Below are 12,228 nucleotides of genomic sequence, written 5' to 3' on the forward strand. Positions count from 1 at the left end.
CTAGACATGATTGTAAATGCTATTCAAAAAATTGGATTTTATAGCAATGATTTCTCCTTGTGTCTCAAAATATTCAATAAAACTACTAAGGAACTTAAAATATGAAAAAATTATCGTGTACAGAGATAAAATATTTAAAACTCACTAAGTACATCTGAAGTAGTATTTAGTCTAGCTTAGATCTTTTAGCTTGCAGAAGATCTTTTGCACTTGACCACTGATGTACTCGAGGTTCTAGATTTTTGATTTTTTTATCAAATTCTGCCTCAAGATTTATATCGTATAGATTAGCAATTTCAAGAACACATACCAAAACATCAGTTAATTCTGATTTGATTTTTTCATTATCTAAAGTTTCTTCGTAAATTTCTTTTTGCATGATTTCATTAGCTAGTTCACCGACTTCTTCTGTAAGAGCAATAAAACTAGCTAATCTTGGGTGAGAAATATCTTTAAAAAGCCTATCTATAATTTGTTGAGCTTCTTTGATTTGCATGAGATTTTTTAAGAGTTAATTTCTGTTATTATTTATTCTACAACACTTATGTCTACAGAAGGACGTAAAGTTGAGCAAACAGCTAAAGCTTCGTGTACTGGATGATCAGCGAACTTTTCAAAAGGAGCATTTGTGCCTGCCTTAGTGTTGATGCATGGGATAGTCTGTTGCATCAAGTTGTAGTCAAATCTAGGCGCCCATTTACGAGATCCAAGTCTAGCTGTAGTTGAACAGTTATCAACCATATGAGCAACACCTTTGAAGTGCATATATGGATTTAGTGAATCTACAGCTTCAATGATAGACTCATTGACAATCTCAGAGTATGCATGACCTTTTTGAGCTAAAACATCAGATTGAGCCATTATACAAGCTATATATACCCCTGCTGTAATTGGATCAATAGGAGTTGTGTGCTGGTCACGTTCAGCTCTTACCTTTTCACCAACTTTCCATAGTTCAGTTTTGTCAATTTTTCCCATTGGTAGACGATCATGACGAGCACCAGCCATTACAACTGAGCGAATTTCATTACCGCTTTCAACATCTTCATAACACTCAATTAAGATATCAAATAGAGGAGTGTAAGCAGCATTGTAAGCATTTTCAAACTTTTGCTTGTCTTCAGCAGATTCTAAGCTTTCATACACTTTTTTCATTCCTTGCGTAGAGATAATCTTAGAAATAGGTCCAGTGATTGCTTCAGCAGTACGTCTGAAAGCTTCTTCTTTGTCCATACCATTATCAGTGAAGTAGCGATAAAGCACTTCGATGATGCCATGTACACCACCAAGTAAAACACCTCTTTCACCAAAGATATCAGAACGATATTCCATTTCCATAGTTGTTGGGAATACAAATGGTGCACCACAAGCTATAGCCCAAGCTAGAGCCTGTTCAGTTGCTCTACCGTTAACATCTTGATATACACCAATACTGCTATTGATACCAGCACCATTTACTGTCTTACCTTGCTCGTATAAGCGACGAACGGAAGGCCCCATACCCTTTGGACACATTGCAACGATATTTATATCATCTCTAACCTTGTAGTTAATGCTCTCAATAAAGCCAATTAAGAAACCATGAGAGAAACCTAGAGTTGCTCCAGGCTTAACAGCTGCAAAAATCTTATCGTAAAGTTTAGCTTGAGCGGCATCAGAGATTAGGATAATAGCCATATCTGACTCTTTAATAACATCAAACATTTCACCTAAAGTACCATTTTCTTTAGTGAAACCTACAGCTTCAGCTTGTTTTTCTGAGCTTGAACCAGCACGTAAGCCAACCTTAACCTTGATGTTCGTTCCCTCTAAAGAATCACGTAAATTCTGTGCTTGAGCTGGACCTTGAGATCCCCAACCGATTACACCAATCTGCTTAACTCCCTCAAATGCTTGAGGAAGCTTTTCAAATAGGTGGCGACCACCAGCAACGATAGTCTCATTTTGTCCACCTAAGTTATATTCTTTAACTTCAAAAATATTGCTTTGAATCTTCATTTTATTCTCCAGTATTAAGCTTTTTTATTATTAGTCTAACTACAAAGTTATACAAAGACTTGCTTGAAATAAAGTGAAAAATTTGCAACTATTTATTGCAGATAGTGCAACAAAATATAAATATGATTGACAAAAAAGAATTAAAGGCCTTTAAAATTTTGGCTGAAACTCTACATTTTGGTAAGGCAAGTGATAAGTGTTTCTTAACACCGTCAGCATTAACCCGCCTTATCCAACGTATTGAACAAGAAATGGAAGTGGTACTTTTTGAGAGAGATAATAGAAATATCAGACTAACAGATGCTGGTAAGATTTATTATCAATTTGCTAAAGATATGCTACAAAAATATGAAGATCTAAACTGTATATTACACCCTAAAAAAGGCCAAGTAGTAGGCGATATTAGGCTATCTTGTACCGTAACGGCATCATATGTGGTTTTACCAAATATCATTAAAAAGTTACATATCAATTATCCAGGCATAAAAATACAGCTAACTACAGGTTCAATAAAAAACTGTACTAGCCAGCTTGAAGAGGATGCAACAGATGTAATTATAGCTATTTTGTCAAAAGATATCCCTAGTAATCTTTGTGTTAAAGAAGTGTTGACTACAAAAATGGTAATGATCGCTCCTGCTGTAAAGAAAGTTAATAATTTAAAGCAAGCAATTGAAAATATACCTTTTATAAAGCCAGCCCACTATATTGGTGGTAGTAATTTAGATGAGTGGTTTAAAAAGCAAAATTTAAAACCTGAAATATATGGTGATGTGGATGGTAATGAGGCTATCTTGTCACTGGTATCATCAGGTATTGGAACTTCTATTGTGCCAGAGGTAATATTAAGACACAGTCATTTATCTAAATCTGTAAATATAATAAAAACTCAAGGTTTACCAAGTATATCTGTTGGAGTGGTAATGAGAAAAGAAGCTTTATCTTCGCCTGTTAAGAAGATGTTTTGGGAGCTTGTTGAAAGTTTGGGTGTCATTGAAATTTAAATTTCTTATGCGTTAAACAATTTTTTAACATCCTTTTGCTGTATCTATATATTCACTTGTTGATAGTTTATAATGTATATCTAAATTTTTTGATAAAAGTAGTTGTATTACATGAGTGAAATAATAATAAAAACTCCAGAAGAAATAGAGAAAATGAAAGTAGCTGGTAAATTAGCAGCAGAAGTTTTAGAAATGATAACTCCTTATGTAAAGGAAGGTGTGACAACAGCAGAGCTAGATCAAAGGTGTCATGATTATATAGTAACGGAGCAAGATGCTTATCCTGCACCATTGAATTATCATGGTTTTCCTAAATCTATCTGTACATCTATAAATCATGTAGTTTGCCATGGAATTCCTGCTGATAAGAAATTAAAAAATGGCGATATTTTAAACATAGATATTACTGTAAAAAAAGATGGCTATCATGGTGACACTAGTAAAATGTTTATGATTGGCGAACCTTCGGTTATGGCTAAAAAATTAGTTGAAGTTACTCATGAATGTTTGTGGAAAGGTATTGAGGTTGTTAAACCAGGCAATCATTTTGGCGATATAGGTGCCGTAATAGAAAAACATGCTAAAAAATTTGGCTACTCTATAGTTGACGCTTTTTGTGGTCATGGAATAGGTGCAAACTTTCATGAGCCACCACATGTAATGCATCATGGTAAAGCTGGCACGGGTGCTAAGTTTGAAGAGGGTATGATTTTTACAATTGAGCCAATGATAAATATTGGTAAAAGAGCCGTATCTGTGTTAAAAGATGGTTGGACAGCTGTAACAAAAGATAGATCTCTATCAGCTCAGTGGGAGCATACAATCTTAGTTACGAAGGATGGTTACGAAGTTCTAACATTAAGAGAAGAAGAGAAGAATTTTTAAAAAAGTTTTTCACCACCTACCCCCTTTACAAGTGGTATGGTGAATGCGCCTTACTTTTTGCATTGCACAAAAAGTAAGCAAAATGCTAGCACTTAGCTAAAAGCCAATGATGTCCTCAAAACTTGTCAATTGTAAATTGATTCAAACAATTGAAGCCGTTGATACATTGACTTAATAACCGCTTGCTGCGATGTGCATGTAAATAAATGAGATTTCAATATAAGTTAAGATTGTGTAGGTTGTATTTAAAATGACAAAACAAGTAACTCAAAAACTCGTAAATCAGAAATGTGAACTTTTACGTTCGCAGAATGAAGAAATCACAGTCAATAAAGTTAGAAAACTTATTGGAGAGGGTGTTTCTATTATTGATTTGGTTGAGAAGGTTACTTTATACAAAGACAATAGAAAGCAAGCTATTGCAACTGGAGATTGTGAGCAGGAACTAACAATAAATACAGTTGCTAAAGATGAGTTACTAGAAGCTATTAAATCCACACTCAAAGAGTCAGATATTAAAGAAGATAAGCTCGCTTATGCTTTACGTAGCAATATAAAGCAGTATATTGATAAAGAAATATCTAAAAGCATAAATAAAATAAAGCAAAAACAAGTAGAGCTATCTAATAAAAATGATAGTTTAGAAATAGCAAATCTTACTTTAGATAGACGTTATAAAGAGTTGCTAGAGAAATACAATGAATTAAAAGAAGAGTCATATAGTTTGAAACAGAGCTACAACTCTAAGTCTATAAAATATATGGAGAAAGAAGCTAGTGAGAAGATGATGCTAGCTTGGGAAGACTTTAAAAGAGTTAAGGAGCAGTTATCAAGTCTTGGTGCGTATGCTAAAGTAGCTGTCTATGACAAAAGGGGAATGATTGTTATAAAATTCCCTGCTACAGATTTTCTCACACAGGAATGTCGAGCTGGTGTTAGTAGATATTTAAAAGCAAAAACTGTCTTTGACTATAGTATTCAGGCTTGGGTTCTTTCTGGATTTAAAGATATACTTAAAACATTGGATTTTTTACAAAGAAATAAGTTCGTGTTCTCAAAAGAGCTAGAAACAATAGCTTATCTGAGAAGACAAAAAAGCTAAGAAACTATTTCTTTGTATACCAATATCTACTTATCTAGTATAGAACGTCTTGTTGATATATAATTTATCGATAAATATTTATATTTTTCTGTAAAAATGGATTTATTCTCAAGCTTAGAAAGTACTCAGTCTGTAGGAGAGTTTTCTGAACAAGCATATTTAAATTACTCGATGTATGTAATATTAGATCGAGCACTACCACATATTTCTGATGGGCTTAAGCCTGTACAAAGACGCATTATTTACGCGATGAGTGAAATTGGATTAAGCCATTTGTCAAAATATAAGAAATCTGCTCGTACTGTTGGTGATGTACTAGGTAAGTATCATCCACATGGAGATAGTGCTTGTTATGAAGCAATGGTGTTGATGGCGCAGAATTTCTCATATCGCTATCCATTTATTGATGGGCAAGGTAACTGGGGCTCAATTGATGATCCAAAATCATTCGCAGCTATGCGTTATACTGAGTCACGTTTATCTAAGTATGCAGTATTATTGTTAGATGAGTTGAAAAAAGGTACTGTTGATTGGGTCAAAAACTTTGATGGTACAATGGATGAACCAAAACTTTTACCAGCACAAGTACCAAATATCCTCCTAAATGGAGCAATGGGAATTGCGGTGGGGATGTCAACATATATACCTCCTCATAATATTACAGAAGTGATTAATGCTTGCTTACATTTATTGTCTAATCCCAGAGCTAGTATTGAAGAAGTATTAGAAATAATTGAGGCTCCTGATTATCCAGGTGGAGCTAATATTATCAGTAGCAAAGAAGAGATCGCTGAAGTATACAAGTCTGGTAATGGCTCTATACGTCAGCAAGCTGTATATGAGTATGATAGTCATGGTAATGTGATAATTACTCGATTACCTCATCAAGTTTCAAGTGCTTCGGTAATGGAGCAAATTGCTAATCAGCTTAAGCAACAAAAGATCACATGGATTAAAAATATCCAAGATGAATCAGATGATAAAGAGCCTGTCAAAATAGTTCTATATTCAGCGTCGACAAAGAAGAATATCCAAAAAATAATGGGGCATCTATTAGCGACTACTGATCTTGAAAAAAGTTTCCGTGTGAATATGAATATGATTGGTCTGGATAATAGACCTCAGGTTAAAAATCTCTTAGATATACTTAATGAATGGTTAGAATATCGTAAGCGTACATTACGCAGAAGATTACAAACTAGTTTGGATAAGGTTTTAGATAGGCTGCATATCTTAGAAGGTTTGTTAATAGCTTTTTTAAATATTGATGAAGTTATTGATATTATCAGAAATTATGATGATCCAAGTTTAGAACTCCAGAGTAGATTTGCACTTTCTGAAATTCAGGCTGAAGCAATTTTGAATATTAGACTACGTAAATTAGCGAAAATTGAAGAAATTGAAATTAAAAAAGAGCAAAAAGAGTTACAAAAAGAGAAAGAGTTACTTGAAGGGTATCTAAACAGTGAAGTTAAGTTTAGAAACCTAATGAAAAAAGAACTAAAACAAATTCTTGCTGACTTTGGTGATAGTAGACGCTCTAAAATAATTCAAGCTGATAAAGCACAAGCTCTAGAAGAGAAAGATCTTATGCCTAGTGAGAGAGTAACGGTTATCTTATCAAAAGCTGGCTGGGTAAGATGTGCTAAAGGTGATAATATTGATCCTAAAGGTCTAAGCTATAAGCCTGAAGATAAGCCATACCTATCTACTTCAGGTAACAGTAATATTAGGCTAATTTTCTTTACTAAACTTGGCAAAGCATATTCGATGTATGTTGATAAATTTCCATCAGCTAGAGGGTATGGCGAGCATATAACCACATATATTCCTTTAGATAGAGAAGATGAAATTATCAGTATGGAGTTTGTTAATGCTTCTACGCATTTCTTAATTGTTAGTACTAGCGGAAAAGGCTTCGTGATACCAGCTGAAGATCTGATAGCAAATAAAGTTACAGGTAAGAATATATTTGATGCTGATGATGTCTTTAAGTTTATACCGTATGATAAAGGTTTGAAAATGCTTGCAGTTAGTTCACAAGGCAGAACTATTATTCGTGATTTTGAAAGTTTTGCAGTGCTTAAAAAAGGTAAAGGTAAAGCTATAATTAAACTAGATAAAAAAGATAAACTTAAATTTATAGAATTATTCAAACCAGAGCAAGAGCTTACTCTTAGTGCAGGCAAGAGGTTTATTCGTATTGATAATAAAAACTTTGAAACATACTATACAGATAAGCCATCAGGTGGAGGTGTATTATTACCTCAAGGATTTAGAAAGATAACAAAAATAGATATAGAGAGTGTAGAATGAAAAAAATAGCGATATTAGGGGCTATGGAGATAGAAATCCAGCCGATATTACAAAAATTAGAAAAATATGAAACTGTAGAATATGCAAATAATAAATATTATGTTGCTAACTATAATGGTATAGAGCTTGTTGTAGCTTATAGCAAGATTGGTAAAGTTTTCTCAAGTCTAACAGCAACGATAATGATAGAGCATTTTGGCGTGGATGCATTGCTATTTACAGGAGTAGCTGGTGGGCTTCAAGATTTGCAAGTAGGTGATATGATTGCTGCAACTGCTACAGTTCAACATGATGTTGATATTACAGCTTTTGGCTATCCTTATGGTAAGATTCCTATTTCTGAAGTTGAGATTGCTACTTCAGCACGGATACTAGAACAAGCTAAAGTAATCGCAAAAGAGCTTAATTTAAATTTACATACTGGAGTAATCGCTACTGGAGATCAGTTTGTCCATTCTGCTGAAAGAAAAGATTTCGTGGTAAAAGAGTTTGATGCGAAAGCTATAGAGATGGAAGGAGCTAGTGTTAACCTTATTTGTAATGAGATGAATGTTCCTAGTCTTATATTAAGAAGTATATCAGATACGGCTGATGGCGATGCTCCTGATAATTTTGATGAGTTTGCAAAAATGGCAGCAAACCGATCAGCAGAGTTTGTAATGAAATTGGTTGATAAAATAAGATAGTAATATGGTTTTTAAGTTAGGGGAAAAACTTTTAATATTGTTGCTAGTATTAGTATCGACCTATAGTTATAGCTTGACAGATAAGCAAATTAAAAATGTTCAACAGGCTATAGATCAGCTACAGCAAAGAAACTATCAAGATTATTTGATAGCTAAAAGTGAAAGTAAAATCTCTGATAAAAAAACAAAAACTTACTTAAAGTACAAAGAGATATCTCTACATCCTGATAAATTCTCTCAACAGCAAATCCAAGATTTTTTTAAAACCCATAAAGATGAGTATTGGGCATCTGAGTTATGTGATGATTTAGCAATATACTATGCTAAAACTAAAAATTGGAAGATGTTTGAGAAATACTATGATGGCGATTTGCAAACCGTAGGACAGTGTTGGGTTGCAGATAATCAGAATAAAATAAATAAAAAGAAAGCAATAAAGCAGTTTGCAAAATATTGGCAAAAAAATAAGTTTAATGCTCCTGAGTGTGTTGGACTAGATAAAGATGTAAAAAAATACACTAAAAAAGAAAAGCAATGTATATTAGATAAAGCATATAACCTCGCGTTGAGTAATGATTTTGGCGATTCTTCTAAACTTTTATCAAAGTATGTAAAACAAGATCAAGAGTATGCTGAGTATATAAATCAATGGAAATATGTTAACTATAATCTTAGTGTTAGTACGTTAGATAAATTCATAAGAAAATATCATAAGTATCCAAAGTTTACAGAAGTGATTTTAGATATTGCTAGTGATAATGTAAAAACTGATGCTTTGAAATATGCTAAGGTTTGGCAAAAAATAAAGTATAGAAAGTTTCTGAGCTATAAAATACAACAACAAATAGATGAGAAAATAGCAATTGCTCTTGCACAAAAGCATGATAGTAATGCGAAACAATGGCTATTAAAAATTGATAAAAAGCATATCTCTAAAATTGCAGAGCACTGGATCTTAAGAATTGACTTGTATAATTCTAACTACAGTGGTTATGTTGAAGATTATCTTGGTAGTTCGAAACAAGTACAACAAGGAGTAATATGGAAGTATTGGTTAGCTTATAGTTATCAAAAACTTGGTATGCTCAAAAAAGCTAGACCAATATATACTGAATTAGCTAAGGCTCCTTATAACTACTATGCATACCTATCAGCTGATGCTATGGGATTAGGTTATAACTACGGTGATAATACCTATAATGGTATATCCTATTCTGAAATCCAGAAATTTGAATTAGATCCAGATGTTAAACATGCTATTGAACTTCACAAACTAGGCCAGTTTAAAGACTCCGTAAAGCTTTGGAAGTGGGTGATTCGGAACAAGTTCTCGAGTGGACATAGAGATGAAATTCCTCTTTTGGCACAACTAGCTTGGCTTTATGAAATGTACTATCAAGCAATATTTAGTATGCGTATGATGGGTATTGATAGTCATGTACACTTATTATATCCAGATGCATTTGATGATATTGTACAAGAGCAATCAACTAAATATGATTTAACTCAATCGTTAATTTATTCAATAATGAGAAAGGAGTCATTATTTGAAATTGAAGCAAAGTCATATATTGGTGCAAAAGGCTTGATGCAAGTCACGATACCTACAGTTAATTTTATATCTAATAAGTATAAATTAGGATATAACATCAGTAACTCATCTGATGAAGTATTTGATCCTTATATAAATATTAAAATTGGCTCAGCGAATTTAGATTTTTTAGATAGTTTATTTAAGAACAATTTAGTTCTAGCTATTGCTGCTTATAATGCTGGACCTGGTAATGTGAATAAGTGGCTCACAAATAAACAAGTGCCTGTAAAACAATGGATTGAGAATATACCATTTGGAGAAACTCGCCACTATGTGAGAAAAGTATTAGTTAATATGGTTGTTTATAATAATGTTATTTTGAAGGATAGTAAAAAGATAAAGTTGAGCAATCTACTAAATACAGAAGTATCTAATAAATATAATTTTAAAAACTGATTTCGTATAGTAGTGTTGGGCTTTTATCATTAATAATGTTAGTATTTCTATCTAAATGATTCCTTATATTATTAAATTTCAATGAAAAAAGTTATTATAGGTAGTTTAGCACTTTTGTCTATCAGTGCCGGCTATACTCTTACAAGCCAACAAGAAAAATATTCTCAGCAAGCAATTAAAGCTTTAGATAAAAAAGATTATAAATCTTATTATTACTTAAAATCAAAACTGAAAGAAACAAGTATATATCCATACCTTCAATACAAAGAAATAATCGCAGATCCAGCTATTTTTGAGCCGGCGACAATTGATGATTATTTAAGAACACATCAAGATAGCTATTGGAGTAATCAAATCAAAGAAGATCTTGCTAGTTATTATGCTAATAAAAAAGATTGGCAAGACTTTAAAAAGTATTACGCCGGTGGTTTAGGGGTATCAGGGAAGTGTTGGTCAATGCAGGCTGAATATGAGTCAGGCAATAAGTCTAAAGCTATAGATGAGTACGGACAGCTTTGGCAAAATCGTGTCTATATGCCATCAGCGTGTAATGATATGCAAAAGTATTGGGATAATTCTGAAGATAAATCAAGAGACTATTTAACTACAAAGGCATATACTCTAGCTTTTGCTAATAAGTTTGATGATAGTTTATGGCTACTAAATACTTATGTTAAAGACAATAAAGATTATGTGAACTATATATCAGCATGGCGAAATACGATAAAAAAACCTAATAATCTAGACGATTTTATAAGTAAATTTCACAATTATAGAAATTTTGACAAAATATTCGTTGATATATCGAAAGATTTGGTTAGAAAAAATCCTGAGAAATATGCAAGAATATGGGATAGTTTAAGAAATAAAAGATATCTTAGTAATCAGACCAAGCAGCAGTGTATTTCAGCTATAGCAGTTAGTTTTGCTAGGTCACAATCACCTCAAGCTAAACATTGGCTAGCGAGGGTTGATAAAAAATATCTTGATACCACTGCATGGGAATGGTTATTGAGAGTTGATTTATATAATCAAAATTTCAAAGATTATATAAAAACATATAATCAATTACCTAAGAAATCTCAGCAAGATGAGGCGTGGAGATATTGGTTAGCATATAGTTACGAACAAACAGGACAAAAAGCAAAAGCTAATGAAGTGTTTGAAAATTTAACTAAGACCCCTCTGGATTACTATTCATTCCTAGCATCTGACAAGCTTGATAAGCCATATAACTTTGGTAATGATAATGCTGATAAATTAGGTAGTCGTGAAGCCAAGAAGCTTGAATTAGAAGAAGCTATTCAACAATCGATAGATTTATATCAGATTGAGCAATTTAAGGATTCTACAAGCCTTTGGAAATGGACAATACGTAATAAACTTAAGAATAAAGATATTACACAGATCAAAGAGCTAGCTAGATTAGCAGAAGATAATAAAATGTACTATGCTGCAATATTTAATATGGCTGTAATTGGTAAATACAATAATATTGATATGTTGTTCCCAAAAGCATTTTTGGCTACAGTTGAGAAGAATGCTAAAAAATTTGGCATAGATCAAGATCTTGTATTATCAATAATGCGTAAAGAGTCATTATTTGATGTTGAAGCCGGATCATGGGCAGGAGCAAAGGGGCTAATGCAAGTAACAGAGCCTACAGCCAAATTTATTGCAAAGAAATATAAATTACCTCTTGTTGGTAATAAATCCGAAGGCATGGCTAGCCAGATATTTATACCGGAGAATAATATTAAGCTTGGTACAGCTAATTTATATTTCTTGGAAAAGCTCTTTGATAAAAATCCTGTATTGGGAATAGCTGCTTATAATGCTGGTCCAGGAAATGTTGCTAAATGGCTAAACAGTAAAGAGGTTCCAGCAACCATTTGGATAGAGAATATTCCATTTGGTGAAACTCGTCATTATGTTAGAAAGGTTCTAATGTATATGATTGTATATAATAATTTTGTATTTAAAGACAAAAAGAATCATATTAGTAACTTCTTGGACTATAAAATATCTGATAAACAGAGCTTTAGAAAATAAACTCTTAAAAATCTAAATAGTATATTATAATCAATGGTAAAGACTGTTGATTTAATCTTTCATTAAACTTCTCTGTACACGATAATTTTTTCATATTTTAAGTTCCTTAGTAGTTTTATTGAATATTTTGAGACACAAGGAGAAATCATTGCTATAAAATCCAATTTTTTGAATAGCATTTACAATCATGTCTAG

At 32.6% G+C, this 12,228-nt stretch carries 9 protein-coding genes; 7 read left to right on the forward strand and 2 right to left on the reverse strand.

The features are described 5' to 3' along the window. Positions 1-166 precede the first annotated feature (166 nt). The gene (locus F3D57_RS09350) at positions 167-496 is read right to left on the reverse strand and encodes a MazG nucleotide pyrophosphohydrolase domain-containing protein (protein ID WP_150466045.1); all 330 of its coding nucleotides are present in this window, start codon (positions 494-496) and stop codon (positions 167-169) included. Between the two features lie 32 nt (positions 497-528). Further along, positions 529-1,998: a ketol-acid reductoisomerase gene (locus F3D57_RS09355; RefSeq protein ID WP_150466046.1), complete on the reverse strand. Its 1,470-nt coding sequence runs from the start codon at positions 1,996-1,998 to the stop codon at positions 529-531. A 122-nt stretch (positions 1,999-2,120) separates the two neighbouring features. On the opposite strand from F3D57_RS09355, the gene ilvY reads away from it, so the two are divergent. The 7 genes from ilvY (at position 2,121) to F3D57_RS09390 (ending at position 12,033) form a co-directional block, all read left to right on the forward strand. Further along, positions 2,121-3,002: an HTH-type transcriptional activator IlvY gene (ilvY, locus tag F3D57_RS09360; RefSeq protein ID WP_150466047.1), complete on the forward strand. Its 882-nt coding sequence runs from the start codon at positions 2,121-2,123 to the stop codon at positions 3,000-3,002. Between the two features lie 111 nt (positions 3,003-3,113). Then, the gene (gene map, locus F3D57_RS09365; protein ID WP_150466048.1) at positions 3,114-3,887 is read left to right on the forward strand and encodes a type I methionyl aminopeptidase; all 774 of its coding nucleotides are present in this window, start codon (positions 3,114-3,116) and stop codon (positions 3,885-3,887) included. 250 nt (positions 3,888-4,137) lie between these two features. Beyond that, positions 4,138-4,989: a hypothetical protein gene (locus F3D57_RS09370; protein WP_150466049.1), complete on the forward strand. Its 852-nt coding sequence runs from the start codon at positions 4,138-4,140 to the stop codon at positions 4,987-4,989. Between the two features lie 96 nt (positions 4,990-5,085). Beyond that, the gene (parC, locus tag F3D57_RS09375; RefSeq protein ID WP_150466050.1) at positions 5,086-7,305 is read left to right on the forward strand and encodes a DNA topoisomerase IV subunit A; all 2,220 of its coding nucleotides are present in this window, start codon (positions 5,086-5,088) and stop codon (positions 7,303-7,305) included. Continuing rightward, positions 7,302-7,991, forward strand: coding sequence for a 5'-methylthioadenosine/adenosylhomocysteine nucleosidase (locus tag F3D57_RS09380; protein WP_150466051.1), 690 nt, complete (start codon positions 7,302-7,304; stop codon positions 7,989-7,991). The genes parC and F3D57_RS09380 overlap by 4 nt, the downstream gene beginning before the upstream one ends. A gap of 4 nt (positions 7,992-7,995) precedes the next feature. Next, a complete protein-coding gene (locus F3D57_RS09385) occupies positions 7,996-9,981 on the forward strand; it encodes a lytic transglycosylase domain-containing protein (RefSeq protein WP_150466052.1) in 1,986 nt (661 codons plus the stop codon). A gap of 75 nt (positions 9,982-10,056) precedes the next feature. Beyond that, positions 10,057-12,033 carry a transglycosylase SLT domain-containing protein gene (locus F3D57_RS09390; protein WP_411961509.1) on the forward strand — a complete coding sequence of 659 codons (1,977 nt, stop codon included), beginning with the start codon at positions 10,057-10,059 and terminating at the stop codon, positions 12,031-12,033. Positions 12,034-12,228: the final 195 nt, after the last annotated feature.

The organism is Francisella sp. SYW-2, from assembly GCF_008711475.1.
In the GTDB taxonomy this organism is placed as follows: Bacteria; Pseudomonadota; Gammaproteobacteria; order Francisellales; family Francisellaceae; genus Francisella; species Francisella salimarina.